This window comes from Paractinoplanes pyxinae, from assembly GCF_026626335.1.
Classification (GTDB): domain Bacteria; phylum Actinomycetota; class Actinomycetes; order Mycobacteriales; family Micromonosporaceae; genus Actinoplanes; species Actinoplanes pyxinae.
On sequence record NZ_JAPNTZ010000001.1, the window covers coordinates 397,083 to 422,800 of the forward strand.

22 protein-coding genes are annotated in these 25,718 nt (G+C 72.3%); 16 read left to right on the forward strand and 6 right to left on the reverse strand.

What is annotated here, in order from left to right:
• Positions 1-40: 40 nt before the first annotated feature.
• Positions 41-1,084, reverse strand: coding sequence for an NAD-dependent epimerase/dehydratase family protein (locus OWR29_RS01825; protein WP_267560483.1), 1,044 nt, complete (start codon positions 1,082-1,084; stop codon positions 41-43).
• Between the two features lie 144 nt (positions 1,085-1,228).
• On the opposite strand from OWR29_RS01825, the gene OWR29_RS01830 reads away from it, so the two are divergent.
• From OWR29_RS01830 to OWR29_RS01845, 4 genes are read left to right on the forward strand one after another with little or no spacing between them, the layout of a single operon-like run.
• Complete coding sequence (locus OWR29_RS01830) at positions 1,229-1,888, forward strand: glycosyltransferase family 2 protein (RefSeq protein WP_267560484.1); 660 nt, start codon at positions 1,229-1,231, stop codon at positions 1,886-1,888.
• Positions 1,885-2,583 (forward strand): TIGR04282 family arsenosugar biosynthesis glycosyltransferase, encoded by a 699-nt coding sequence (locus OWR29_RS01835; protein ID WP_267560486.1) that lies wholly within the window; start codon positions 1,885-1,887, stop codon positions 2,581-2,583. Before OWR29_RS01830 ends, OWR29_RS01835 begins: the two co-directional genes overlap by 4 nt.
• Positions 2,580-3,230: a methyltransferase domain-containing protein gene (locus OWR29_RS01840; protein WP_267560487.1), complete on the forward strand. Its 651-nt coding sequence runs from the start codon at positions 2,580-2,582 to the stop codon at positions 3,228-3,230. Before OWR29_RS01835 ends, OWR29_RS01840 begins: the two co-directional genes overlap by 4 nt.
• Positions 3,206-4,426 (forward strand): molybdopterin-dependent oxidoreductase, encoded by a 1,221-nt coding sequence (locus OWR29_RS01845; RefSeq protein WP_267560488.1) that lies wholly within the window; start codon positions 3,206-3,208, stop codon positions 4,424-4,426. The genes OWR29_RS01840 and OWR29_RS01845 overlap by 25 nt, the downstream gene beginning before the upstream one ends.
• On the opposite strand, the gene OWR29_RS01850 is transcribed toward OWR29_RS01845, so the two are convergent.
• The 5 genes from OWR29_RS01850 to OWR29_RS01870 all read right to left on the reverse strand — a co-directional run bounded on the left by OWR29_RS01850 (position 4,404) and on the right by OWR29_RS01870 (position 9,985).
• Positions 4,404-4,667, reverse strand: coding sequence for a hypothetical protein (locus tag OWR29_RS01850; RefSeq protein WP_267560489.1), 264 nt, complete (start codon positions 4,665-4,667; stop codon positions 4,404-4,406). The genes OWR29_RS01845 and OWR29_RS01850 overlap by 23 nt on opposite strands.
• A gap of 98 nt (positions 4,668-4,765) precedes the next feature.
• On the reverse strand, positions 4,766-5,479 hold the full coding sequence (locus OWR29_RS01855) for an SDR family NAD(P)-dependent oxidoreductase (protein ID WP_267560490.1): 714 nt from the start codon (positions 5,477-5,479) through the stop codon (positions 4,766-4,768).
• Positions 5,480-5,510: 31 nt separating this feature from the next.
• Positions 5,511-6,479: an RNA polymerase subunit sigma-70 gene (locus OWR29_RS01860; protein WP_267560491.1), complete on the reverse strand. Its 969-nt coding sequence runs from the start codon at positions 6,477-6,479 to the stop codon at positions 5,511-5,513.
• Positions 6,480-6,482: 3 nt separating this feature from the next.
• Positions 6,483-9,041 carry a putative bifunctional diguanylate cyclase/phosphodiesterase gene (locus tag OWR29_RS01865; RefSeq protein ID WP_267560492.1) on the reverse strand — a complete coding sequence of 853 codons (2,559 nt, stop codon included), beginning with the start codon at positions 9,039-9,041 and terminating at the stop codon, positions 6,483-6,485.
• 77 nt (positions 9,042-9,118) lie between these two features.
• Positions 9,119-9,985 carry a TolB family protein gene (locus tag OWR29_RS01870; protein WP_267560493.1) on the reverse strand — a complete coding sequence of 289 codons (867 nt, stop codon included), beginning with the start codon at positions 9,983-9,985 and terminating at the stop codon, positions 9,119-9,121.
• Positions 9,986-10,269: 284 nt separating this feature from the next.
• Between OWR29_RS01870 and OWR29_RS01875 the strand changes: the two genes are divergently transcribed.
• From OWR29_RS01875 to OWR29_RS01930, 12 genes are read left to right on the forward strand one after another with little or no spacing between them, the layout of a single operon-like run.
• Complete coding sequence (locus OWR29_RS01875) at positions 10,270-11,901, forward strand: ABC transporter substrate-binding protein (RefSeq protein WP_267560494.1); 1,632 nt, start codon at positions 10,270-10,272, stop codon at positions 11,899-11,901.
• 4 nt (positions 11,902-11,905) lie between these two features.
• Positions 11,906-12,916 carry an ABC transporter permease gene (locus OWR29_RS01880; RefSeq protein ID WP_267560495.1) on the forward strand — a complete coding sequence of 337 codons (1,011 nt, stop codon included), beginning with the start codon at positions 11,906-11,908 and terminating at the stop codon, positions 12,914-12,916.
• Positions 12,916-13,788: an ABC transporter permease gene (locus OWR29_RS01885; RefSeq protein ID WP_267560496.1), complete on the forward strand. Its 873-nt coding sequence runs from the start codon at positions 12,916-12,918 to the stop codon at positions 13,786-13,788. The genes OWR29_RS01880 and OWR29_RS01885 overlap by 1 nt, the downstream gene beginning before the upstream one ends.
• Positions 13,785-16,379 carry an ABC transporter ATP-binding protein gene (locus OWR29_RS01890; protein WP_267560497.1) on the forward strand — a complete coding sequence of 865 codons (2,595 nt, stop codon included), beginning with the start codon at positions 13,785-13,787 and terminating at the stop codon, positions 16,377-16,379. Before OWR29_RS01885 ends, OWR29_RS01890 begins: the two co-directional genes overlap by 4 nt.
• Before the next feature lie 58 nt (positions 16,380-16,437).
• Positions 16,438-18,474 carry a hydantoinase/oxoprolinase family protein gene (locus OWR29_RS01895; protein ID WP_267560498.1) on the forward strand — a complete coding sequence of 679 codons (2,037 nt, stop codon included), beginning with the start codon at positions 16,438-16,440 and terminating at the stop codon, positions 18,472-18,474.
• The gene (locus OWR29_RS01900; protein ID WP_267560499.1) at positions 18,471-20,135 is read left to right on the forward strand and encodes a hydantoinase B/oxoprolinase family protein; all 1,665 of its coding nucleotides are present in this window, start codon (positions 18,471-18,473) and stop codon (positions 20,133-20,135) included. The genes OWR29_RS01895 and OWR29_RS01900 overlap by 4 nt, the downstream gene beginning before the upstream one ends.
• The gene (locus tag OWR29_RS01905) at positions 20,128-21,774 is read left to right on the forward strand and encodes a hydantoinase B/oxoprolinase family protein (protein ID WP_267560501.1); all 1,647 of its coding nucleotides are present in this window, start codon (positions 20,128-20,130) and stop codon (positions 21,772-21,774) included. The genes OWR29_RS01900 and OWR29_RS01905 overlap by 8 nt, the downstream gene beginning before the upstream one ends.
• A complete protein-coding gene (locus OWR29_RS01910) occupies positions 21,771-22,982 on the forward strand; it encodes an amidohydrolase family protein (protein WP_267560502.1) in 1,212 nt (403 codons plus the stop codon). Before OWR29_RS01905 ends, OWR29_RS01910 begins: the two co-directional genes overlap by 4 nt.
• Complete coding sequence (locus OWR29_RS01915) at positions 22,979-23,377, forward strand: nuclear transport factor 2 family protein (protein ID WP_267560504.1); 399 nt, start codon at positions 22,979-22,981, stop codon at positions 23,375-23,377. The genes OWR29_RS01910 and OWR29_RS01915 overlap by 4 nt, the downstream gene beginning before the upstream one ends.
• Before the next feature lie 17 nt (positions 23,378-23,394).
• Positions 23,395-24,357 carry an NADPH:quinone oxidoreductase family protein gene (locus OWR29_RS01920; RefSeq protein WP_267560505.1) on the forward strand — a complete coding sequence of 321 codons (963 nt, stop codon included), beginning with the start codon at positions 23,395-23,397 and terminating at the stop codon, positions 24,355-24,357.
• 40 nt (positions 24,358-24,397) lie between these two features.
• On the forward strand, positions 24,398-24,712 hold the full coding sequence (locus tag OWR29_RS01925) for a TIGR04076 family protein (RefSeq protein WP_267560506.1): 315 nt from the start codon (positions 24,398-24,400) through the stop codon (positions 24,710-24,712).
• Positions 24,712-25,710 carry an LLM class flavin-dependent oxidoreductase gene (locus tag OWR29_RS01930; RefSeq protein ID WP_267560507.1) on the forward strand — a complete coding sequence of 333 codons (999 nt, stop codon included), beginning with the start codon at positions 24,712-24,714 and terminating at the stop codon, positions 25,708-25,710. The genes OWR29_RS01925 and OWR29_RS01930 overlap by 1 nt, the downstream gene beginning before the upstream one ends.
• The last annotated feature ends 8 nt before the right edge of the window (positions 25,711-25,718 follow it).

Consider the following 25,718-nt stretch of genomic DNA (forward strand, 5'->3'; position numbering starts at 1 on the left):
TGGCGGGCCCTCACCGGCTCCGCGTCGGCGCGGCGGGCCTTCATCGGCGCAGGGCGGCGTGGGCGAACTCGGCCATTCCGGCGGTCAGGTCCGTGGCGGCCGTGAAGCCCAGTTCGGCTGCGGCCCGGGCGGGCGAGGCCACGATGTGCCGTACGTCGCCGAGGCGGAACTCGCCCGTCACGACCGGGCGGGGACCGTCCACGGCGCGGGCCAGTTCGGTCGCCATCGCACCGACCGTGGCCGGGCGGCCCGAGGCCACGTTGTAGGCGCGCAGGCCCGGCCGGTCCACGGCGAGGGCGGCCAGGTTGGCTTGGGCCACATCGGACACGTGCACGAAGTCGCGCCGCTGGCCGCCGTCCTCGAAGACCCGTGGCGCGCGGCCGGCCTCGAGCGCCGACCGGAAGATGGCGGCGACCCCGCTGTACGGCGTGTCTCGCGGCATCCCGGGCCCGTAGACGTTGTGGTAGCGCAGCGCGGCCACCGACCCGCCGGTCTGCCGGGCCCAGGCCGCGCTCAGATGCTCCTGGGCCACCTTCGTGGCGGCGTAGACGCTTCGCGGGTCCAGCGGCGCGTCCTCGTCGACCAGGCCCGGCGTCAGCTCGCGCCCGCACGACGGGCAGGCCGGTTCGAAGCGGCCCGCGACCAGATCGGCCACCTCGCGGCCGGCCGGCCGGACCGGGCCGTCGGCCGGGCAGGTGTAGGCGCCCTCGCCGTACACGACCATCGAGCTCGCCAGCACCAGGCGGCGCACTCCCTGCCGGGCCATGGCGGCCAGCAGCACCGCGGTTCCGAGGTCGTTGCAGCCGACGTAGGCGGGCAGGTCGTCGAGATCGACCCCCAGGCCGACCATCGCCGCCTGATGCACGACCACGTCGATCCCCTGCAGCACACCGGCCACAGTGGAGATGTCGCGGACGTCGCCGTGCACCAGCGGGGCGCCGTGGACGTCACGGGGGAGCGGGCCGGAATGCGCGGCCGGGTGGGCGGAGTCGAGCACCCGCACCTCGTGCCCGGCCCCGAGCAGGGCCGCGGTCACGTGGGTGCCGATGAAACCGGCGCCGCCGGTCACGAGAACGTGGGTCACGCGGCCGACCGTAGCCGCCGGCCGGCCCCGCCACAGCCGGGCGGAACAGCCCGTCAGGGGTTCGTAAGAACTGGCGGCGACGTAACAAAGCGGTAAGGCGGATTCGCCGCCGCAGCCGGATCGCCGCGGCTAGCTTCGGCGTCCATGACCGACGTAGTGCTGCCCTGCCTCAACGAGGCGCCCGCCCTGCCCTGGCTGCTGAGCCGGCTGCCCGAGGGCTACCGGGCGATCGTGGCCGACAACGGCTCCACCGACGGCACGGCCGGCGTGGCCCGCGACCACGGCGCGTCAGTGATCACCGTGCCCAGCCCCGGATACGGCGCCGCCGTGCACGCCGGAATCCTCGCCTCGGCCCCGGCCGACGGCGTGGTCTGCGTGATGGACGCCGACGGCTCCTTCGATCCGGCCGACCTGCCCCGGCTGGCCGGCCCGGTGCGGACCGGCCGGGTGCGTCTCGCGGTCGCCCGGCGCCGGCCGGTCACCCGCCGGGCGTGGCCGCCGCACGCCCGGCTCGGCAACGCCGTGCTGGCCCGCCGGCTCCGCCGCGGCACCGGCCTGGACGTGCACGACATCGGTCCGATGCGCGCGGTCCGCCGCGACGACGTGCTCGCCCTCGGTCTGCGCGACCGCCGCTTCGGCTACCCGCTCGAGCTGCTGATCGCGGCCGCCCGGGCCGGCTGGACGGTGGCCGAGGTCGACGTGGCCTACCACCCACGCGCGGCCGGGACGAAGTCCAAGGTGAGCGGCACGGTCCGCGGCACCCTGCGCGCCGTGCGCGACATGAGCGCGGTGCTGGCCCGATGAGCGCGCGGATCGTGGTGCTGGCCAAGACGCCGGTGCCGGGCCGGGTCAAGACGCGGCTCTGCCCACCGTGCACACCGGAACAAGCCGCCAGGATCGCCGCGGCCGCGCTCGGCGACACCTTGGCCGCCGTCACCGCGACCCCGGCCGCAGCCCGGATCCTGGCCGTCGACGGCGATCTGCCCGCGCCGCCCGGCTGGGAGCGGGTGATCCAGCGCGGCGGCCCGCTCGGCGAGCGACTCGCTTTCGCGTACGCCGACACCGCCCCGCCCCGCTCGGCCACGCTGCTGATCGGCATGGACACCCCGCAGGCTGGCCCGGCCCTGCTGGCCGAGGCGTCGGCTCGGCTGACCGCCGGGGACGCGGACGCGGTGTTCGGCCCGGCCACGGACGGCGGGTGGTGGGCGCTGGGCCTGCGCGATCCCACGCACGCGAGCGTCCTGCGCGACATTCCGACGTCGACCGGCGAGACCGGCGCACTCACCCGAGCCGCACTCGAGGCCCTCGGCCTGCGCGTGGCGACCCTGCCCCAGCTGACCGACGTCGACACGGCACCCGACGCGCTGGCGGTGGCCGCACTATGCCCACCGGGCAGCCGATTCCGGGCCGCGGTCGCCGCAGAACTGGCCGCCATGCCCGCGGAGGGGGCCGGTGTTCCGGCGACGCCGTCCGGCGCGACTGTGGAGGCGGCCGCGTGACCGCCGCCGCGCTGGCTGTCTTCGACGCGGCCCTGGAACGTGCCGTCGCCGGAGCGCCGGGCACGCTGACCGTCCGCCACCGCAGCGGGGCCGAGCACGCCGTCGACACCGCCGCCTGGTGCCGGGGCCGGCTGCCGGGCGACCTCGGCCTGCTCGACCGCTGCCAGGGCCCGACTCTCGACGTCGGATGCGGCCCGGGTCGCCTCACCTACGCCCTCAACCGGCGGGGCCACCCGGCGCTCGGCATCGACATCAGCGCCGCCGCGGTGCGCCTGGCCCGGGCCCGCGGCGCCACCGTCCTGCGCCGCGACGTCTTCGGTCCCCTGCCGGGCGAGGGACGGTGGCGGCACGTGCTGCTGGCCGACGGCAACATCGGCATCGGCGGCGACCCGGTCCGCCTGCTGCGCCGCTGCCGCGAGCTGCTGGCCCCCGACGGCCTGGTGCATGTGGAGCTGGCCCCGCCCGACACCCCCAGCTGGTCCGGCGCAGCCCGGATCACTGCCGTCGGTGGAGCCGCGGGCGAACCGTTCCGATGGGCCGTGCTGGCCGCCGGCGACCTGCCCGCCACGGCGGCCGCCGCCGGTGGTCTGCCGGTCGTGCGCACCTGGACGGAGGCGGGCCGATGGTTCGCGACGCTGGGCGGCTGATCCGCCGGGCCCACGCCTGGATGAGCCGGCCGCTGCCGCCCCCGCCGGCCGCCCTGCGCCGCGGGCCGCTGCGGCGCGGCGCCTTCGACACCAGTGGCCGCTCGCCCCGGCTGACCAGCCTGCTCGGCATCGCGCTCGGTTCAGCGTTCGCGGTCTGCTTCCTGACCGGCCTGCTCAGCCACCTCATCCAGCACCCGCCGTTCTGGTTCGTCTGGCCGTCGCGGCCCGTCGCCCTGTACCGGGTCACCCAGGGCCTGCACGTGGCGACCGGGCTGGCCTCGGTACCGCTGCTCGGGGCGAAGTTGTGGTCGGTCTATCCGCGTCTGTTCGGCTGGCCGCCCGTACGGAACCTCACCCACGCGATCGAGCGGGCGAGCATCGCCGCGCTGGTCGCCGCCGCCCTGTTCCAGGTGATCAGCGGCGTCCTCAACGTGGCCCGGTGGTACGACCCCATGCCGTTCTTCTTCACCGCCGGGCACTACTGGTCGGCCTGGCTGGCCATCGGCGCCCTGCTGGCCCACATCGGCGTCAAGCTGCCGATCGTCCGCCAAGCCCTGGCCCGACGCATCCCGGAGCGGGCCCCGGCGGGCACGCTCACCCGGCGCGGCCTGCTCGGCACGGTCGGCGTCGCGGCCGGACTGATCACGGTGGCCACGGCCGGGCAGACGGTGGCCCCGCTGGCGCCGGTCTCGGTGCTCGCACCCCGCCGGCCCCGGAGCGAGCCGCAGAACCTGGCGGTCAACAAGACGTCCGCCGCGGCCGGCGTCCGCGACGCCATCTTCGACCCGGCCTACCGGCTGGTCCTGGCCGGCCTGGACCGCAGCCAAAGCCTGACCCTGACCGACTTGGCGGCCCTGCCCCAGCACACGGTTGTGCTGCCGATCAGCTGCGTCGAGGGCTGGAGCGCCACCGGCGCCTGGACCGGGGTGCGGCTGCGCGACCTGATCCGGCTGGCCGGGCTGGACCCGGAGGACGCCGAGGCGTACGTGGAATCGCTCCAGACCTCCGGCCGCTACCGGGCCACGACCGTGCCGACGCCGCACGCCCGGGACCCGTTCACGCTGCTGGCGCTGCGGCTGAACGGCGAGCCGCTGCATCCCGACCACGGCTACCCGGCCCGGCTGATCGCGCCCAACCGGCCCGGCGTGCTGCAGACCAAGTGGGTCGGGCGGATCACCGTACGGAAGGCGTCGTGAGAACCGCGCGGCGGGTGCTCATCGCCTTCGGCGGGCTCGGGATGGCGTACGCGGTGGTCGGCGCCCTCACCGACCCCGACCTCAAGGGCGGCGCGTTCGTGTTCCTGGCCGGCGTGCTGGTCGCCCACGACGCCGTCCTGCTGCCGCTCACGATCGGCGCCGGCGCGCTGGTCGGCCGCTTCGTCCCGCTGCCGTCCCGCGCGTTGGTGCGCTCGGCCCTGCTGGTCAGCCTGGCCGTCACCGTCGTCGCCCTCCCGCTGATGGTCGGCCCCGGGAAACCCGCGCCGGCGGGCTTCGCGACCTACGGTCTCGTCTGGGCCGTGACCGGTTCGATCATCCTCACCCGGCGTGTTCGCGAAGCCCGTCGCCGTCGAGCAGATAGGCGCCCGCCAGCGCCGCGCGCGGATCCGCCGCCAGCGCAACAATCTGGGTGCCCACCGACTCCGGGGACGGCGCCCCGCTCACCCGCGCCCGGAACTCCTCCGCCGTGATGCCGGACGCGGTCGCGTAGGCGCCGATGGCCGTCTCGCCGACGGTGGTGTGCGGGGTGATGCCGGGCAGCACGGTCGTCATCGTGAGGCCCAGATCGGTCGCCTGCCCCGCCGCGTACGCCGTCATCAGCCGGACCATCGCCTTGGCCCCCGCATAACCGCCGCTCAGCGGGGAGCCGCGCAGCTCGGCGGCGCTGCCGAACACGACTACCCGCGAGCCCCGGTCGAGCGGCAACGCCAGCGCGGCCCGCAGCCACACGAAGGCGATCCGCACGTCGCTGTGCCAGTTGGCCGAGAACGTCTCCCAGGTGTGCCCGGTCAGCGGCCGCATCTCGGGCGCCACCCCGGCCGTGATCACCAGCAGATCGGGGCGCTTGGCGGCCAGCACCTTCGCCGCGAACGCGTCGTCCGTGGCATCGCCTTGTTCGCCGTCGAAATCGGCGACCGGCGAGAGGTCGCGGGCGACCACCGTCACCCGGGCCCCGGCGTCGCGGGCGGCCCGGGCCACGCCGAGCCCGTGCCCGCGGCTGCCACCGACCACCACCGCTGTCTGTCCTGCCATCGCTGTCACGGTTCCTCCTCCAGGATTGGTGTCAGCGGTGTGGATCCGCGCCGGCGGGCAGAATCACCGGGCGGCCGAAAATCGGGAACAGCTCCGGCTGCAGATAGATGTGGATGTGCCGGATGCCGCCGGCGGCGACGTCGAGGACCTGCAGCGCGTGCGCGGCGAGGTCGCCGCCGGGCTCGCGGTGATACATCGCGTACGTCGGCTGGCCGTTGGCCACGAGCGGGACCGGCGCCATCACGAAGCGGCCCGGTTCGCGCAGCACCTGAGCGCCGAGGAAGCCCAGTACGGCGTCGCGGCCGGCGAACCAGGTGGCGTGGGGCGGCATCTCTAGCGTGACGTCCTCGCGCAGCACGGCGGCCAACGCGCGCACGTCGGCCCGCTGAAAGGCGTCGACGTAGCGGCTCAGACGCGTGCGCAGCTCGGCCCCGCCCGGCTCCCTCAGTGCCTCGGGGTCGGGCCCGGTGCGGGCGAGCCGGTCCCGGGCCCGCCGCAGGGTGCTGTTGACGGCGATCGTCGTCATCCCCAGCGCGGTGGCGACCTCGCCCGCCGGCAGCTCGGCGACGTCGCGCAGCAGCAGCACGGCCCGCTGCGACGCCGGCAGGTGCTGCAGCGCGGCCACGAACGCCAGCCGCACCCGCTGGTTGGCGCCCGCCTCGTCGGCCGGGTCGACCGGCAACGGCCCCAGCCAGCGGGTCCCCGTGGGCGCCGCGCGGGCCGGCCGGTGGAAGTCGTCCTCGGCCTGGCCCAGGTCGGACGGCAGGGCGCGGCGGCCGCGCTGTTTCAGCTGACGCAGGCAGACGTTGGTGGCGATCTGGTGCAGCCAGGTGCGGGCCGAGGAGCGCCCCTCGAAGCGGCCGAAGCCGCGCCAGGCCCGCAGCATCGTCTCCTGCGTCGCGTCCTCGGCGTCGGCGGCCGAGCCGAGCATCCGGTAGCAGTGGGCCAGGATCTCCCGCCGCAGCGGCGCCGTCGTCTCGGTGAACCTCGTGTCGTCCACGCCTTATGGACCCGCGCGGCGGCCCGGAATCATCGGTTCGAGGACAGACAGCCGGTCGGCCGGCATCGGACGGGCGAAGTGGTAGCCCTGGGCCCGGCGGTAGCCCATCTCGGTCAGCCGCGCGGCCTGCTCGGGGGTCTCGACGCCCTCGGCCACGGCCTCCACGTCCATGGCCTGGGCCAGCTGCAGGACGGCGCGGGCGATGGCGTCGCGCCCGGGCTCGGGGACGAAGGAGCGGTCGAGTTTGATCTGGTCGACCGGGCAGTCGACCAGCAGGCTCAGGGTCGACGCCCCGGTGCCGAAGTCGTCGAGCGCGACGCGGACGCCCATCTCTCGTACGGCCGCCAGGTTGGTCTGGGTGGCGCCGCCGCCGACCGCGGTCGACTCGGTGATCTCGACGGTCAGGCCGGCCGCGGGCAGACCGGCTTCGGCCAGGGCGCCGGCCACCTCGGCGGCGAAGTCGGGGTCCTGCAGCTGCCGCGGCGAGGCGTTCACCGAGACGGTTCGCGGCGCGGCCTCGCCCAGTTCGGTTCGCCAGGCTGCGGCCTGCCGGACCGCCTCCCGCAGCACCCACCGGCCCAGCGGCACGATCAACCCGGTCTCCTCGGCCGCCTCGATGAACTCGCCCGGGCCGAGCAGGCCGCGGTCCGGGTGCTGCCAGCGCACCAGCGCCTCGGCCCCGGCCATCGAGCCCTCCGGCAGCGTGACCACGGGCTGGTAGTGCAGCACGAACTGGTCCTCGGCGACGGCCCGGCGCAGCTCGGCGTGGCGGCGGCTGCGTTCGGCCGCGCGCGACTCCATGCCGGTCACGTAGCGCTGGTGCCCGCCCTCGCCGCGGGCCTTGGCCTCGTACATGGCGATGTCGGCGTGCCGCATCAGGTCGGCCGGGTCGTCCCCGGCCCGGCCCTCGGCCACGCCGAAGCTGGCCCGGACGCTGAGCAGCTGCCCGTCCGCCTCGACCGGGATCAGCAGGGCCTCGGCGATCCGCCGCAGCGCCCGGTCGACGTGGTCGCCGCCCAGGTCCTCGAACAGGACGGCGAACTCGTCGCCGCCGAGCCGGGCCACCGTGTCGACCGGCCGCACGCTGGCCACCATCCGCTCGGCCACCGCCACCAGCAGGTCGTCGCCGACGTGGTGGCCCAGCGTGTCGTTGACGGTCTTGAAGTCGTCGAGGTCGATGAGCACCACGCTGAACCGGTGGTCGGGCGGGCCGGCCGTGCTGCGGGCGATCCGCTCGGCGAACAGCACCCGGTTGGCCAGCCCGGTCAGCGCGTCGTGGGTGGCGTCGTGGCTGAGCCGGTCCTGGATCGTGCGGGTCTCGGTGATGTCGCGGTTGTTGGTGACGATGCCGCCGAGGCTGGGCTCGTGCAGAAAGTTGGCCCCGGTGGTCTCGAGCCACCGCCACGACCCGTCGGCGTGCTGGTAGCGGGCGTGCATGGTGACCGATGCCCCGGGCGCCTCGAGAATGCTGAGGAAGGCCGTGCGTACGGCGGGCAGGTCGTCGGGGTGGGCTAACCCCAAAATGCCCCGGCCCAGAAGCTCGTCCGGCTCGCGGCCGAGCACCCGGCCGACGGAGGGGCTGACGTAGCGGACGGCGCCGTCGGCCTCGGCGATCATCACGACGTCGGTGGAGTTCTGCACGAGCAGCCGGAAGCGCTCGCCGAGCCGGTCGTTCTCGCGCAGCGTCAGCAGTTGCCGCGCCACCACCACGGTGGCCAGCACGAGGGCGCCGGCCGTGATGACCGGTGCGTCGGCGGCCCGGGTGACGACAGTCTGCATCAACAGGGCGCCCACGGCGGCGATCGCGGTGTACGGATACAGCGTGTACATGCGGCGCTGGTCGGCCGTCCCCGCCGGCCCGACGGCCTGGTAGCGGACCGCCGCCGCCACAAGCAGGGCCGCGAAGCCGCCGACGACCAGGTTCGGCTCCAGTCCGGGCCAGCGGTCGAACAGCGTCGAGACGGCCATGCCGGGACCGCCGACCAGCGCGGTCAGGCCGATCATCCGCAGCGCGCCCGGTGCCAGATCGCCGCGGCGGCCGAAGACGACCTTCATGACCAGGCCGATGCCGAGCACGCCACCGACCAGGTGGCCGACGGTCGGACCGGCCTCGGCGAGCGAGGTGCTGCCCGCGCGCACCGGCTCGACCACCAGATGCCAGGCGAACAGGGCGCCGGCGGCCAGAACGGTGCTCATGTCGAGCGTCAGGGTGACGACCTCGCTGCGGGACATGCGGCGCATCGGCAGCAGCAGTATCGCGCCGACCATGACGATCACCGCCGCCACTTTCAACGTCCGGCTCACGGCCGGCAGCGCGGGGACGTCGATCCGGTAGTAGTCGAGCCGCAACCACCAGGCCAGGGCGTACAGGAACTGGGCGGCCGCGTAGAGACGCCAGAACACGCGCCGGACGCCGCGCTCCGGCAACCGCGCGCACATCCAGCCGGCGAGCAGGCAGGCCAGACCGGCCAGCAACACCGACAGAGCCTTGAGCCAGCGCTCGCCGGTGACCGTGTCGACAGCGAACACGGCGGCGTTGGCCACGGCCAGAGCGGCGGTCACGCGGACAAGGCGGCTGTCCCACAGCTTTTCCGGCATCACCTAGCCCATCGGCCCCGTCGTGGCCGAATTGAGCGCGATCAGGCGGCCAGGGGGTAGTCCACGTACGCGAAGTGGCGCGAGTCGGGGGACCAGCTGTTGACGTTGATGGTGCCCTGCCCGCCGGCGAGCTCGACGACCGTACGCGGGAAACGCCAGTCACCCCCGCGCACCAGCCGCAGTTCGACCGGCCGGTCGGCCGGATGGCCCTCGGTGCCGGGCGGGTAGCTCAGGTAAACCGCGTGCTCGCCGTCGGGGGCGAAGTGCGGGAACCAGTTGACCCGGTCGTCGAAGGTGAGCTGTTCCAGGCCGCTGCCGTCAGGGCGGATGCGGGCGATCTGCGCGTGGCCGTCGAAGTGCTCGGTGTTGAAGTGGATCCAGGCGCTGTCGGGCGTGTACTCGGGGCCGTCGTCGCGGCCGCCGGGCGGGGTGAGCTGCTGGTCGCCGGTGCCGTCGACGCCGACGGTCCGCAGGCTCGCCGTCGACCAGTCGCCCGGCTCGACGCCGACGTAGGCCAGGGTGGCGCCGTCGGGGCTGACGCCGTGCAGGAAGTGCAGGCGCTTCTCGTGGGTCACCTGACGCACCGAGCCGCCGCGCAACGAGGCCGCGTAGATGTGCCCGTCGTTGGCCGACAGGTAGGCGGTCTCGCCGTCCGGGGCCAGCACGTGGTCGTTGTTCAGCTCGGGCAGGCCCTCGTAGGGGATCGGGCGGGGCGGGGCCGAGCCGTCGGCGGGCAGGCTCCACAGGATCCCGTCGCCGTTGAGCACCAGGTCGCCGCCGGTCGTCCAGTTGGGCGCCTCGAACAGCACCGTCGGGCTGGTGTGCACGAGCGTGCTCTCACCCGTGGCGATGTCGTAGCGGTGGATGCGGCAGGTCTGGCCGTCGGCCAGCTTGCGGGCGTACGCCATGAGGGCCCTCCGGGCAGCCGGTGATCACGCGGGCGTAGCTTCCCACAACCGCCCGCGAGCCGCCCGCCCGCGGCGCTACCGTGAACAAACGTTTGTATCGGCTGTGTGAACGCGTGTGAACTCTTCCCGCGCCGCTCATCAGCTGTTCGGACGAGCTCTTCAGGCAATCGTTGCGGTCTGGCTGTGAACAACCGTCAGCCCCTTGTTCACTCTCACGTTATCCGGTAGAACTCCGTTCACGGCCCTGAAGGGTCGCCAGCCGTTCGGCTCGAGGAGGACCACTCATGGCTCCGCCAAACATTTCCCGTCGCGGCCTGCTCCAGCTCGGTGGCAGCGTGGCGCTTCTGATGACGACCGGCGCCTGCGCCGCCGGCAGCAAGGACAACCCGGACGCCAAGGCTTCCGGCGGCCCGGCCGCGAGCACCCTGCGGATCGCCGTCTCCAGCTACCTCTCGAGCTGGGACCAGGACTTCGTCGGCTTCGACCTGACCGCGCTGATGCTGTTCAAGAACGTCTACCCATACATGATCGACTATGGCGTCACCAAGGCCGGGGACAGCGAGATCCTGGACACGGCGAACATCACCCCCACCTTCGCCGAGTCGTTCGAGCCGGACAGCACCCAGAAGATCTGGACCCTCAAGCTGCGGCAGGGCGTCAAGTTCGCCAGCGGCAACGAGATGAAGGCGGCCGACGTCAAGTGGTCCAAGGACCGCGCGTTCGCGGCCCAGGCCAACGTGGCCGGCATCTACCGCACGATCGGCCTCACCAAGCCCGAGCAGGTCGTCGTCAAGGACGAGTACACGGTCGAGTTCCACCAGGAGTTCCCGAGCGCCCTGACCAAGCAGATCCAGGCCATCTCGCTCTACGTGTTCGACTCGGTCGAGGCCAAGAAGCACGCCACCGACGCCGACCCGTGGGCCAAGGAGTGGTTCGCCAAGAACGCGCCCACCGGCGGCTACTTCAACGTCGCCAAGGCCACCCAGGGCCAGGAGATCGAGCTGACCGCCAACACCGGCTACCCGGGCCCGGACGGCGCCAAGACCCCGACCATCCGGCTCTCGGTCGTGTCGGCCGCGGCCAACCAGCGGCTGCAGCTGCAGGCGGGCGACATCGACATCGCGCTCGGCATCACCGGCCAGGACCTGCAGGACCTGAAGAAGGTCGAGGGGGTCAAGGTGCTCTCGGCGGCCAGCAACAACCAGGTCGCCATCCAGATGTCGGTCACCACCGCCCCGTTCGACGACGTGAACGTCCGCAAGGCGCTGGCCTACGCGGTGCCGTACGAGCAGATCATCAAGAACGTGTACGGCGGGGACGCCCGGCCGACCAAGAGCCTGGTGCCGCTCGACATGCCGGGCTACGCCGAGACCGGCTACCCCTTCGCGTACGACCTCGAGAAGGCCAAGCAGGCCCTCGCGGCGTCCGGCAAGACCACCGTCAACTCGGAGCTGGTCTTCGCCTCGGACAGCGACGAGCAGCAGAAGATCGCCGTGCAGGTGCAGGCCGAGGCGGCCAAGGCGGGCATCACGCTCAAGCTGACCCCGCTCGACCCGGCCACGCTGGGCGAGCGCCGCACCCAGAAGAGCATCCCGCTGCAGATCACCACCGGCCAGCTCTGGGTCAACGACGTCGAGTACATGCTGGCCACCAGCTTCGTGAAGGGCGCCGCCCTCAACTACTCGAACTACACCAACCCGGAGCTCGAGGAGATCTACACCAAGTCGCACACCACCGTCGAGGACGCGGCCCGCCAGCAGCTGTGGGCGCAGGCGCAGACGATCCTCGCGGCCGACGTGCCCTGGGTGATCATCTGCCAGCCCAACTTCAACCTGCCCGTCCGCGAGAAGGTGGCGGGCTGGGTGCAGCCGATGGACGGCCTGGCCCGCCTCCGCTACCTGAGCGCATCGGCCTGATCCCGTGCGAATTCTGCGTTTCGTCGGTCGCCGGCTGCTCCAGCTGATCCCGGTTCTGCTCGGGGTGGTCGTGCTGACCTTCTTGCTGGTTCGCGTGCTGCCCGGTGACCCGATCCGCAGCATCCTCGGGCCCAACGCCACCGAGGCCGACGCGGAAGCCGCGCGCGTCCGCTTCGGCCTCGACCAGCCCATCTGGAAACAGTTCCTGGACTACCTGGGCGGGCTGGTCACCGGCGACTTCGGCACGTCGATCCAGAGCGGCGCCTCGGTCACCGGCGAGATGGCGCTGCGCCTCGGGCCCACGCTCGAACTGGTGGTCATCGCCGTCACGATCGCCATCGTCCTGGCCATCTGGCTGGGCATCTGGTCGGCGCGCCGGGCCGACCGGGCCGGCGACCACACCGTGCGGATCTTCGCCCTGTTCGGCAACTCCATCCCGGAGTTCTGGCTGGGCCTGGTGCTGATCCTCGTCGGGTACGCCGCGCTGGGCTGGTTCCCGGCGCCCAGCGGACGCGTCGACCCGGACACCAACCTCACGCCGCTGACCGGGGCCGACCTGGTCGACGCGCTGATCACCGGCAACGGGCCGGCCATCTCGTCGGCCGCCGCGCACCTGGTGCTGCCGGTGCTCACGCTGGTGATCGGCGTCCTCGCCCCGCTGCTGCGGAGCGTACGGGCGTCGGCCTTGGAAGTTCTGCGGTCCGAGGCGTACGCCGCGGCGGCCGCGCACGGCCTGCCCGAGCGCACGCTGCTGCGCGGTTACCTGCGGCGGGCCACGCTGGTGCGGCTGCCGTCGCTGGCCGCCCTGGTGTTCGGCACGGCGCTCGGTTCGACGGTCCTCATCGAGTACGTCTATTCGTGGCAGGGCTTCGGCCAGTGGGCGCTGCGCGGGCTGCTCTACCGCGACTACCCGGTCGTCCAGGCCTCCGTGCTGATCATCGCGTTCGCGTACGTGCTGATCTTCCTCATCGCCGACGTCGTGCACGCCTGGCTCGACCCGAGGGTGAAAATCTGATGGCAGACATCCAGATGGCGCAGCCCGACGCCGTCCCGGTCGTCTCCGGGACGCGGGACGGCCGGTTCGCCAAGTCCCTCATCTATGTGGGCGGGGCGATCCTGGTGGTGGCCGCGCTCGCCGCGATCCTCGCCCCGCTGCTGAGCAAGTGGGGCCCGACCGAGATCGACCCGTCCGGCACGCTGGCCGCGCCCGGCGGGGAACACCTGCTGGGCAGCGACGGCAACGGCATGGACGTGTGGAGCCGGGTGCTGCACGCGGCCCGCATCGACCTCGGCATCGCCGTGCTGGCGGTGGCCCTGGCCGTGGTGGTGGGCACGCTGCTCGGCCTGCTGGCCGGCTACCTGGGCGGCTGGGTCGACGACGTGCTCATGCGCATCGTCGACATCTTCCAGGCGTTCCCCACGTTCATCCTGGCCCTGGCGGTCTCGGCGCTGCTCGGCGGCGGGTTCTTCAACCTGGTGATCACGATCGCCGCGGTCAACGCCCCGGCGTACGCCCGGCTGGTGCGGGCCGAGGTGCGGACGCTGCGCGAGATGCAGTACATCGAGGCGGCCAAGACGTCGGGCGCCTCCACTCTGGGCATCATGTGGCGCCACCTGCTGCCCAACAGCTTGACGCCGGTACGGGTCATCGCCCCGCTGAACTGCGGCTGGGCCATGTTGACGCTGGCCGGCCTGTCCTTCCTCGGCCTAGGCGTCACGGTGCCCACGGCCGAGTGGGGCTCGATGATCAGCCTCGGCACGTCGGACGTCGTGGCCGGCCGCTGGTGGACCTCGGTGCCGCCCGGCCTGGCCCTGCTCGTCTGCGTCCTCGGCTTCAGCCTGCTCGGCGAAGGCCTGCAGGAACGCGCCGACGCGAAGAGGCGGTGACCGTGCCCAGTTCCAGCCAGCTCAGCGAGCGCCCGGACGCGAAGGCGGCGACCATGCTGCAGATCGAGGACTTGTCGGTGGTCATCCACCGGCCCGGCCGGCAGGTGGCGGCGCTCAGCAACGTCAGCTTCTCGGTGGCGCCGGGCGAGGTCGTCGGCCTGGTGGGGGAGAGCGGCGGCGGCAAAAGCATGGTGGCGCGAGCCATCGTGGGCATGCTGCCGTCGGGCTCGCACGCCACCGGCCGGGTCGGCTTCGACGGCGACGACGTGCTCCGCATGGACGCGGTCGCGCTGGCCCGCCACCGTGGCCGAGGCGCGGCCATGTGCTTCCAGAACCCGCGCGGGGCGCTGAGCCCGACCCGTACGGTGGGTAAGCAGTTGATCGACCGCCTGGTCACCCACCAGGACATGAGCGGCGAGCGCGCGGCCGAAAGCGCCAAGGAACTGTTCGCGGCGGTCGGCATCCGCAACCCGTCCCGGCGTCTCGAGGCCTACCCGCACGAGCTGTCGGGCGGCATGGCCCAGCGCGTGATGATCAGCCTGGCCACCGGCTGCGCGCCCGGCCTGCTGATCGCCGACGAGCCCACCACCGGCCTCGACGTCACCCTGACCCGCGAGATCCTGCGCCAGTTCCGCCACGCCGCCGACACCGACGGCCGCGGCGTCCTGCTCATCTCGCACGACCTGGCCTCCATCGCCGAGGTCTGCGACCGCGTGGTGGTCCTCTACGCCGGCACGGTCGTCGAGACCGGCCCCGCCGCGAAGGTGTTGCGCGAACCGGCCCACCCCTACACCCGCGCCCTGCTCCGCTCGGTCCCCGACGTAGGCGGCGGCCGAGTAGTGGCGACAGCCGGCGGCATGCCCCTGATGACCGCGGCCCCCCACGACTGCCCCTTCGCCCCACGCTGCGCCCACGCTACCGACGAGTGCCGTTCATCCCGCCCGGAGACGAGGGCGCTGGAAAGCGACTGGTCGCTCGCGTGCTACCACCCCCAGCAGCTCCCTCTGCACCACCGCGCACAGAACGCAGCCACGCCGACAGCAAACGCGCACAAACGTGCAATCCAAACGCACAACGTCGCGCAGCAACTGGACAGCGAGCGTTCGCGTGCGCCGCAAACGGACAACGTCGCGCAGCAAACGGACAACGACCGTCCGCTTGCACGGCAAACGGACAACGTCGCGCAGCAAACGGACAACGACCGTCCGCTTGCCCGGCAAACGGACAACGTCGCGCAGCAAACGGACAATGAGCGTTCGTTCGCGGCGCAAATGGACAACGTCGCGCAGCAGACGGACAGCGAGCGCCCGCTTGCGCGGCAGACGGACAACGTCGCGCAACAAGCGGACAGCGAGCGTTCGCTTGCGCGGCAAACGGATAGCGTCGCTCGACAAGCGGACAGTGAGCGTTCGCTTGCGCGGCAGACGGACAATGTCGCTCAGCGGATGGGCGCCGTCGCGCAGCAAACGGACAATGAGCGTTCGTTCGCGCCGCAAATGGACGACGTCGCGCAGCAGACGGACAACGTGCGTTCGTTCGCGCCGCAAATGGACGACGTCGCGCAGCAGACGGACAACGTGCGTTCGCTTGCGCGGCAAACGGACAACGTCGCGCAGCGGACGGACGGCGTCGCTCCTGGGCGTGTTGTTTTGAGCGTCAAGGACGCGCATGTCGTCTATCGCAGCCGGTTCGGGTCTGGAGGGCATCATGCTCTGCGTGGGGTCGACCTTGAGCTGCGCGCCGGCGAGACGCTTGGTGTTGTGGGGGAGAGTGGCTGCGGGAAGTCGACGCTGGCCAAGCTCATCATGGGGCTGGTCGAGCCGTCCGAGGGCAGCGTCGAGGTGTCCGGCCGGGACGTCCGGAAGCTGAGCCGGGCCGAGCGCACGCGGGCGCAGATGGTGTTTCAGGACCCGATCGGGTCGCTGAGCCCGCGGCGGACCGTGGGGGACTCCATCGCCGAGCCGTTGCGGGCGGCCAAGGTGTCCACGGCCGAGCGGGCCGAGAAGACTGAGGCTGCACTGACCAGGATGGAGCTTGACAGCTCGATCCTGAGCCGGCTGCCGCATGAGCTCTCCGGCGGGCAGGCGCAGCGGATCGGCATCGCGCGGGCGCTCGTCGGCGAGCCTGATCTGATCGTGTTCGACGAGCCGACCAGCGCCTTGGACGTCACCGTGCAGGCGCAGATCCTCGACGTCATCGCCGATGTGGCGGCCGACGCCGGCCACGGGTCCGTGTTCATCTCACACGACCTCGCCACGGTGCGCGGTTTCGCCGACCGGGTCGTCGTGCTTTACCTCGGCCGCGTCGTCGAGGAGGGTCCGGTCGACGAGGTGTTCGACCGGCCCAAGCACCCGTACACCCGGGCCCTGCTGGGCAGCGCGCCCCGCCTCGGCGAGACCCGCACCGCCGACGTCGAGCTCGTGAAAGACCTGGACGAGGCGGACGCGGCGGCCGGTTGCGCGCTGGCCGCCCGCTGCCCGTTCGTCACCGACACCTGCCGGTCGCAGGAACAGACCCTTCAGCCGTACGGCGACAGCCGGGCCGCCTGCTGGCGAGTGCCCGAGCTACCCGCCCTGATCGAGGCGTCATGACCATCAGCACCGAGGCCGCGCGCCCCCACCACCTCGCAACTGGAAGGCAGTGCCCGCTATGAGCATCAGGTTGGCCGTGGATATCGGCGGCACGTTCGTCGACGCGATGGAGCTCGACACCCGTACGGGAAAGGTCCGGTTCCGCAAGGCGTCGACCACCCCGGCCCACCCGGCCGAGGGCGTGCTCAACGCGATCGCCGCGCTCGGCACCGATCTGAGCGAGGTGGAGCTGTTCATCCACGGCACCACGCTCGGGCTGAACGCGGTGCTCGAACGGCGGGGCGGCAACACCGGCATCATCACCAACGAGGGCTTCCGCGACATTTTCCTGATCGGCCGGGGCAACGTGCCGGCCGCGCACATGTACGACTTCCGCTACCAGCGCCCGGAAAGCCTGGTCCAGCGCCGGTTCACCGCCGGCGTCACCGGCCGCCTCGACTACAAGGGCAACGTCGTCGACGAGCTCGACCCCGAGAGCGTCCGCGCCGCGGCCCGCGAGCTGGTCGAGAACCAGGGCGTCACGTCGATCGCCATCACGTTCCTGCACTCGTTCCTCGACCCCACCCACGAGCGCGAGGCGGCCCGGATCATCCGCGAGGCCTACCCCGAGGTCAGCCTCTCGCTGAGCACCGACATCGTGCGCGAGTACCGCGAGTACGAGCGGACCAGCACCACCGTCCTCGAGGCCTATATCCGGCCCATCTTCGAGCGGTACGTCGACGAGCTGGAGAAGGGCCTGGCCGACCAGGGCTTCGCCGGCCGGTTCCTGATCATGCGCTCGGGCGGCGGCTCGATGACCGGGGCGGTGGCCAAGACGTCGCCCACCCACACCGTGCTCTCCGGCCCGGCCGGCGGCATCGTCGGCGCCGCGTACCTGGCGAGCGAGCTGGGCCGCGACAACATGCTCACGTTCGACATCGGCGGCACCTCGCTCGACGCGTGCGTGATCGAGAAGGGCAGCGCGGTCGCCGCGTACGAGGCCCAGCTCGAGCACTTCCCGCTGCTGATCCCCACGTACGACATCCGCACGATCGGCGCCGGTGGCGGCTCGATCGCCTGGCTCGACCGCGGGCTGCTCAAGGTGGGCCCGCAGAGCGCCGGCGCCGCGCCCGGCCCGGTCTGCTACGGCCGCGGCGGCACCCAGCCCACGGTCACGGATGCCGCCGTGGTGCTCGGTTTCATGGATCCCGAGCGCTTCCTGGCCGGCACGATGGGCCTGGCCGACGAGGCCGCCCGGGACGCCATCCGCGAGCAGCTGGCCGAGCCGCTCGGCCTGTCCGTGCCCGAGGCGGCGGCCGGCATCTTCGACGTGCTGCTGGCCAAGACGGTCGGCGCGGTCCGGCAGATCACCGTCGAGCGCGGCCACGACCCGCGGGTGTTCTCGCTGCTCGCCTTCGGCGGGGCCGGCCCGCTGCTGGCGCCGCTGCTGGCCCGCGAGATGGGCATCGGCGAGGTGCTGGTGCCGTTCGCGCCGTCCGGCTTCTCGGCCTGGGGCATGCTCTCGGCCGACATCGTCAACGACTTCAGCCGTACGGTGATGACCACGCTCGACGGCGCCGACCTGGCCGCCCTGGAGCCGCTGTTCAAAGAGACCGAGGCCGAGGCGATCGCTTCCCTCACCGCGCAGGGTGTTCCGGCCGGCGACGGCGTGCTCGAGCGCCAGTTCGAGCTGCGCTACCTCGGCCAGGAGCACAGCCTGATGGTCACGGTCGGCTCCACTCTGGACGCCGAGGCCGTGCGGGCGGCGTTCGACGAGGTGCACCACGCGCGCTACGGGCACACGATGAGCAACCCTTTGCAGATCCTCAATTTGCGCGTACGCGGCATCGGGCGCACGTCGCGGCCGGAGCTCCCGCTCATCGAGTCGGGCGGCGCGGCCACACCCCGTACGCGCCGGGAGGCCTTTGACTTCGGCGCCCGCGCCATCGTGCCGTTCGACGTCTACGACCGCGCCGACCTGAAGGCCGGCCACACGTTCGCCGGGCCCGCCCTGGTCGACGAGGGCACCTCCACCACCGTCGTGCCGAGCGGCCAGAGCGTGACTGTCGACGAGCACGGCTACCTGCACGTCACCCTCGAGGAGGCCGCACAGTGACCACATTGGACGGTGCCCGCGTCGAGGTCGTGCGCAGCTATCTGCTGTCCGCGGCCGAGGAGATGCGGGCCACCCTCATCCGCACGTCGTTCAACCCGGTCATCTACGAGGTGCACGACTTCGGCCTTTCCCTGTACGACGCGCAGATGCGGCCGGTCGCCGAGGCCACCGGGCTCACCTCGTTCCTGGGCGCCAACGACTACTCGCTGCGCAAGGGCGTCGAGTACGTGGGCGTCGAGAACCTGCACCCCGGCGACGTCGTGCTGCTGAACTACCCGTACTGGAACGCGGCCCACGCCTCCGACGCCACCCTTTTCGCGCCGGTGTTCGAGGGCGAAACGCTCATCGGCTTCCTCTGCATCCGGGCGCACTGGATGGACCTGGGCGCCAAGGATCCGGGCTACGTGCTCGACTCGACCGACATGCACCAGGAGGGCTTGATTTTCCCGGGTACGAAGGTGGTCTCCCGGGGCGAGCCGGTGCACGACATCCACGAGCTCCTGCGCTTCAACTCGCGCATGCCCGACGCCATCCTCGGCGACCTGCACGCGCAGATCGCCGCCATCCGCACCGGCGAGCGCCGGCTGCTCGAGATCTACGCCAAGTTCGGCCGGGAGACCGTGCTGGCCGCGATCGAGCAGGTCATCGCCGACGGTGAGGCCCGCACCCGGGCCGCCCTGGCCGAGCTGCCGCAGGGCAGCTGGACCGCCGAGGACTACCTGGACGACGACGGCATCACCGACGAGCCGGTGAAGATGCGGGTCACTGTCACCATCGCCGACGGCAGGTTCCTGGTCGACTTCGCCGGCTCCTCCCCGGCCGTCCGCGGCCCGATCAACATGCCGTTCGGCGCCACCGAGGCCATCTGCAAGGTGATCCTCAAGTCGCTGACCTCGCCCCACGAGCCGTCCAACGCGGGCACGGTGGCGCCGCTGGAGGTGCGGGCCGAGCCGGGCACGCTGTTCCACGCCGTGTACCCGCAGCCCACCTTCACGCTGTGGACCGGGATTGTCGCGTTCGAACTGATCCTCAAGGCCCTGGCGCAGGGCATGCCGGACAGGCTGCCGGCCAGCAGCGGCGGCGACGTGCCCGGCTTCATGATGGTCGGCACCCACCCCGACACCGGGGCCATGTTCGCCGTCAGCAACAACGACCTGGTCGGCTGGGGCGGCACGGCCGACCACGACGGCATGGACGCGGCCACCCACGTCAGCGGCAGCACCGGCCGGGGCACCCCGATCGAGGTGATGGAGGCCCGCACCGGCATGTTCATGGAACGGGTGGAGATCCGCACCGACTCGGGCGGGGCCGGCAAGTTCCGCGGCGGCAGCGGCCTGCGGCGCGACATCAGGTTCGTCACCCCCGGCGAGTTCCTGATGGTCATCAAGAAGACCAAGACCCAGCCGTGGGCGCTCGACGGCGGCCTGCGGCCCGACCCGAACCAGATCGTCGCGTTCCCCGGAACCGACCGCGAGGAACGGATCAGCACCAAGCGGCTGACAGTCGTTCCGGGCGACCGGGTCACCCTGCTCACCGCGGGCGGCGGCGGTCACGGCAACCCGGCCGACCGCGACCCTGCCTCGGTGCAGCGGGACGTCGCCGAGGGCTATGTCTCGGCCGCCGCGGCCGAACAGATCTACGGGGCCGGGCGCGATGACTGACGGGGCCACCGTCGAGGTCATCCGGAACCACCTCGTGTCGGCGGCCGAGGAGATGCGGGCGGCGCTCGTGCGTACGGCGTTCAACCCGGTCATCTACGAGGTGCACGACTTCGGCATCTCCGTCTACGACCGGTCGCTGCGGCTGGTCGCCGAGTCGACCGGGCTGTCGCGGTTCCTGGGCGCCAACGACTACTCGATCCGCAAGGGCGTCGAGTACGTGGGGGAGCTGGCCGAGGGCGACGTGGTGCTGCTCAACTACCCCTACTGGAACGCGGCCCATTCATACGACGCGACCATGTTCGCGCCGGTCTTCTCGGACGGCGAACTCGTGGCGTACCTGTGCATCCGCGCGCACTGGATGGACCTCGGGGCCAAGGATCCGGGCTACGTGCTCGACTCGACCGACATGCACCAAGAGGGGCTCATTTTCCCGGGTACGAAGGTGTATGCGGCCGGCGAGCCGGTGCGCGACATCCTGGAGCTGATCCGCTTCAACTCGCGCATGCCCGACCTGGTGCTCGGCGATTTCAACGCGCAGATCGCCGCGCTGCGCACCGGCGAGCGCCGGGTGGCGGAGCTGTTCACGCATTATGGGCCGGCGGTCGTCGACGAGGTTGTCGACCGTTTCGTCGCCGCGGCGGAGGAATCCGCGGCCGAGGCCGTGGCCCGGCTGCCGCAGGGCAGCTGGACGGCCGAGGACTGGCTGGACGACGACGGCGTGACCGAGGACCCGATCCTCATGCGCTGCACGGTGACCATTCAGGACGGCACGTTCACGGTCGACTTCGCCGGCTCCTCGGCGGCCGTGCCCGGCCCGGTCAACCTGCCGATCGGCTCGACCATCGCCACCTGCCGGGTCGCGTTCAAGGCCATCACCACGCCGGGCGAGCAGACCAACGCCGGCCACTTCGCCCCGCTGCGGGTCGAGGCCGAGCCGGGAACGCTGTTCCACGCGGTGTATCCGGCCGCGACCTTCACGCAGTGGACCGGCACGGTCGCGTTGGAACTGATCTACAAGGCCCTGGCCCAGGGCATGCCCGCACAGTTGCCGGCCAGCAGCGGCGGTGACGTGCCCGGCTTCATGATGGTCGGCGTCCACCCCGACACCGGCTCGATGTTCGCGGTCAGCAACAACGACCCGGTCGGCTGGGGCGGCTCGCCCGACCACGACGGCATCGGCCCGGCCAACCACCTGTGCCAGACCCAGGCCCGCAACACCCCGGTCGAAGTGCTCGAGGCCAAGACCGGCATGTTCTTCGAACGGGTCGAGGTGCGGACGGACTCGGGCGGGGCCGGCACGTTCCGGGGCGGGTGCGGGCTGCGCCGCGACATCCGGTTCGTGACCGACGGCGAGTTCCTGTCGGTCATCAAGAAGACGAAAAGCGCGCCGTGGGCGCTCGACGGCGGCCGGTCGCCCGAACCGAACCAGGTCGTCGTCTTCCCCGGCACCGACCGCGAGAAGCGGGTCAGCACCAAACGCACCCCCGTGCGCGCGGGCGACCGGATCACCCTGCTGACCGCCGGTGGCGGCGGGCACGGCGATCCGAGCCGGCGGGACCCGGACGCGGTGCGCCACGACGTTCAAGAGGGGTACGTCTCGCCCGAGGCGGCCCGCCAGGTGTACGGGGTGATCGCATGAACCAGCTACTCGGCAACTGCACGGTGGTGGACGCCCGGGCGCTTCCGGTCAAGGACGCCGGCGTCTGGATCACCGGCGACCGGATAACGGCCGTGGGCCCGTACGGGGAAATCGCTTCTCAAGCCCGAGCGGCGGGACCAGTCGTCGAGCGGGACATGGACGGCGCTTTTGTCACGCCCGGCCTGGCCAACATGCACACCCACTTCTCGCTGTCGCTGCCCGGCAGCGGCGGCAACACGGTCAAGGACCTGGGCCCGCACGATCTGGCGCTGTACATGGCCGACGGCGCCCGGCGCACCCTCGACTGCGGCGTCACCACCGTGCGCAACGTGGCCGAGAAGGACCACGCCGACTTCGCGCTGCGCCGGGCCATCAAGGCCGGCCGGGTGCCCGGGCCGCGCATGTACACGGCCGGCCGCGCGCTGGTCTGCACCGGCGGGCACGGCCACGAGAGCGGCGACACCATGGAGTGCGACGGCCCGGTCGGGTTCCGGCACGGCGTCCGCAGCCAGATCAAGGCCGGGGCCGACCTGATCAAGGTGATGATCTCGGGCGGGATCGCCGGCGAGCACGAGGGCATCGCCACCCCGCAGCTGTTCGCCGACGAGATGGCCGCGGTGATCGAGACCGCGCACGCCTGGGGCCGCAAGGTCACCGCGCACGCCGGACCGGCCGAGGTGATCGCGGCCGCCGTCGAGCTCGGGCTGGACTGCGTCGAGCACGGCTACCAGCTGACCCCCGAGGTCGCGGCGCGGATGGCCGCGCGGGGGACCGCCCTCGTGCCGACGCTGCTGGTGACCCGGTGCAAGGAGTTCTTCGACGAGCTCGGCGTGCCGGAATGGATGCAGTGCCGCTCGCTCGGCGCCGGGCCGCGGCACATCGAGAGCTTCAAGATGGCCCTCGACGCCGGGGTCGAGATCCTGCTCGGCAGCGACATGCCGCCGTTCTGGTCGTTCGAGGGCACCAACGCCACCGTGCGCGAGCTCGAGAACCTGGCCGAGCACCTGGGCCCGGTGCGGGCGCTGCACGCCGGCACCCGCGGGCCGATCGACTGGCTGGGCCTGTCGGACGACCTGGGAACCGTCGAGCCGGGCAAGTACGCCGATGTGATCGCCATGGACGCCGACCCCCTCGACGACACCTCCGCCTTCCGGGGCGTGCGGTTCGTCATGAAGGGCGGCGTCGTCAGCCGGGAGGACCAGCGATGAGTTTCGCCGAGATCGGGGCCGCGGCCATCGCGGCCGGCATCGACGACATGTACGCGTCGTTCCTGAAGGGCGATCGGCAGGGCTTCGACGCGCACCTGCACGAGGACGTGACGACCTGGGAGACGCACCTGCCGGGCCCGCTGCGCACCCGGCGCGAGCTGGACTCGTACCGCAACACCCGGGACGCGGCGGGGGAGCGGCCGGTGCTGGACCTCATGGCCGCCACCGAGAAGCGCATCGACGTCTGGGGCGAGACCGGCGTGGCCCGCTACGTGCTGGTGACGCGCGACGCCCGCAGCGGCGAGGAGCAGCACACCCGGGTCACCGACGTGCTGCGCTGCCTGAACGGCGAATGGCGGATCGTGCACCACCACGCGGAGCTGGTCCGGCCTTGATCCGGCGGCTGATCGCTGTGACGGAGGGCGAGCCGCAGGACGTGCTGCGGGTCGCCTCGCGGCCCGACGAACCGGCGCCGGGGCCGGGGCAGGTGAAGCTGGCCGTGCACGCGGTCGGGCTCAACTTCCTCGACGTGTCGCTGTGCCGGGGCGAGTACCCGGTGCGGCCCGAACCGCCGATGACGCCCGGCGTGGAGTGCACCGGGCGGGTCATCGAGGCCGGCCCCGGATCCAACCATCTGATTGGTAAGGAAGTCGTGGCCTGTCCCGCGCTGCCGCACGGCGCGCTCGGCGACACGGTGACCATCGACGCCGACCTGGTGGTGGAGCGGCCGCCGTCGGTGGATCCGATAACGGCAGCCGCGTTGCCGGTGACGTACCAGACCTCGTGGTTCGCGCTGGAGCGGGCGCGTCTGAAGCCGGGCGAGACCGTGCTGGTGCACGCCGGCGCGGGGGGCGTCGGCATGGCAACCATCCAGTTGGTTGTGGCTCGCGGGGCTCGGGTGATCGCCACGGCGGGGTCGCCCGGCAAGCTCGAGAAGTGCCGTGCCGAGGGGGCCTCGGAGGCGGTCGGCTATGACGACTTCGAAGCGGTCGCGCGGGACGTCGACGTGGTGATCGACCCGGTCGGCGGGGATCTGCTGAGCCGGTCCCTCGACTGCCTGGCCTTCGAGGGGCGGCTGGTCAGCGTGGGCATGGCGGCCGGGGCGCCGCCGCCGGTCGACCCGGCCCGGCTGATCGCCCGCAACGCCGACCTGATCGGGGTCTCGTGGGGGTCGCGGTATCCGTGGGCCCGGCCGGCCGAGGTGCGCGCCGCCTACGACGAACTGTTCCGCCGGTGCGCCGCGGGGGAGCTGCGGCCGCCGGTCACCCGGGTCGTTCCCCTGGACGGGGCGCCGGCCGCGCTGGCCGACCTGGCCGCCCGGCGCACCACCGGCAAGGTCGTCGTCCGCGTCGGCTCCGGCGCGGCAGCGTCATGAACTTCGGTATGGGGATCCTGGGCTTCAGCGAGGAGGCGTCATGAGCGAGATGGACATCTACGACCTGCGGGTCAGCGTCGACCGGATCGAGGGGCGGTCGGTGTGCGGGATGGAGGTGGGCGACCACTTCGACCTGACCAACAGCGCGCACCTCACGATTCCCGAGGGCAAGCACTTCTGCGTGTACGCGCTGGCCTCGGTGCTGCCGTTCCTGGCCGCCAAGCAGCGTGACCTGGCGGCCGGCGACTGGCTCGCCCAGGACTCGCACTTCATCTGCCCGGACCCCGAGGAGCGCCTGGTCATGAAGGTCGAGCGCACCTGCCGGCGGACCATGAACTCGGAGGACCTGACCTGATGCGTACGGAAATCGGCCTGGGTCTGCAGAGCGACAAGCCGGCCGGCACGTACGCGCGGCTGGCCCGCTCGGCCGAGGCGGCCGGCTTCGACGTGCTGACGGTGTTCGGCGACCTGATGTACCAGCCGCCGATCTTCCCGCTGCTCGAGATGGCCGGGGCGACCTCCCGGGTGCGGCTCGGTCCGGCCTGCCTCAACCCGTACTCGATGGCCCCGTACGAGATCGCCGGGCAGATCGCCGCCCTCGACCTCGCCTCGCACGGGCGCGCGTATCTGGGTCTGGCCCGCGGCACCTGGCTCGGCGCGGTCGGGCTGCCCCAGCCGCGTCCGCTGACCGCCCTCGCCGAGGCCGCCGAGGTCGTGGCCCGCCTGCTCCGCGGGGACCGGGACGCGTACACCGGCCGCATGTTCAGCCTCGAGAAAGACACGATTCTCCGGTACGAGCGGCACCGCCCCGAAGTTCCGCTGCTGCTCGGCGCGTGGGGTCCGCAGGGCGCCGCGCTGGCCGGCCGGATCGCCGGCGAGATCAAGGTGGGCGGCAGCGCCAACCCCGACATGGTCCCGGTGATCCGCGATCGGCTGGCTCTCGGCGCGGCCCAGGCCGGCCGCGACGTCGACGAGATCGGCATCGTGCTCGGCGCGGTGACCGTGGTCGACACCGACGGCGAGGCCGCCCGCGCTAAAGCCCGCACCGAGGTGGCCATGTACCTGGCCGTGGTGGCCGAACTCGACCCCACCGTCACGTTGCCCGACGGCCTCGTCGCCGAGGTGGGCGTGCTGGTCGACGCGGGCCGCGACCAGGAGGCGGGGAAGCTGATCCCCGACGTCGTGCTCGACCGGTTCGCCTTCTCCGGCACCCCGGCCCAGGTGGCCGCCCAGGCCCAGAATCTGATCGATGCGGGCGTACGGCGGGTCGAGTTCGGCACCCCGCACGGCCTCACCGATGATCGTGGTGTCGAATTGCTCGGCGCCGAAGTCCTGCCCCTGCTCTCCCGCTAGGAGCTCGC

Coding starts and splice junctions, on each gene's coding strand:
- OWR29_RS01835 (WP_267560486.1), top strand. CDS start 1,885: ATGAGCGCGCGGATCGTGGTGCTGGCCAAGACGCCGGTGCCGGGCCGG.
- OWR29_RS01870 (WP_267560493.1), bottom strand. CDS start 9,985: ATGGCGTACGCCCGCAAGCTGGCCGACGGCCAGACCTGCCGCATCCAC.
- OWR29_RS01925 (WP_267560506.1), top strand. CDS start 24,398: ATGAGCGAGATGGACATCTACGACCTGCGGGTCAGCGTCGACCGGATC.
- OWR29_RS01930 (WP_267560507.1), top strand. CDS start 24,712: ATGCGTACGGAAATCGGCCTGGGTCTGCAGAGCGACAAGCCGGCCGGC.
- OWR29_RS01905 (WP_267560501.1), top strand. CDS start 20,128: ATGACTGACGGGGCCACCGTCGAGGTCATCCGGAACCACCTCGTGTCG.
- OWR29_RS01830 (WP_267560484.1), top strand. CDS start 1,229: ATGACCGACGTAGTGCTGCCCTGCCTCAACGAGGCGCCCGCCCTGCCC.
- OWR29_RS01915 (WP_267560504.1), top strand. CDS start 22,979: ATGAGTTTCGCCGAGATCGGGGCCGCGGCCATCGCGGCCGGCATCGAC.
- OWR29_RS01895 (WP_267560498.1), top strand. CDS start 16,438: ATGAGCATCAGGTTGGCCGTGGATATCGGCGGCACGTTCGTCGACGCG.
- OWR29_RS01845 (WP_267560488.1), top strand. CDS start 3,206: ATGGTTCGCGACGCTGGGCGGCTGATCCGCCGGGCCCACGCCTGGATG.
- OWR29_RS01910 (WP_267560502.1), top strand. CDS start 21,771: ATGAACCAGCTACTCGGCAACTGCACGGTGGTGGACGCCCGGGCGCTT.
- OWR29_RS01855 (WP_267560490.1), bottom strand. CDS start 5,479: ATGGCAGGACAGACAGCGGTGGTGGTCGGTGGCAGCCGCGGGCACGGG.
- OWR29_RS01875 (WP_267560494.1), top strand. CDS start 10,270: ATGGCTCCGCCAAACATTTCCCGTCGCGGCCTGCTCCAGCTCGGTGGC.
- OWR29_RS01885 (WP_267560496.1), top strand. CDS start 12,916: ATGGCAGACATCCAGATGGCGCAGCCCGACGCCGTCCCGGTCGTCTCC.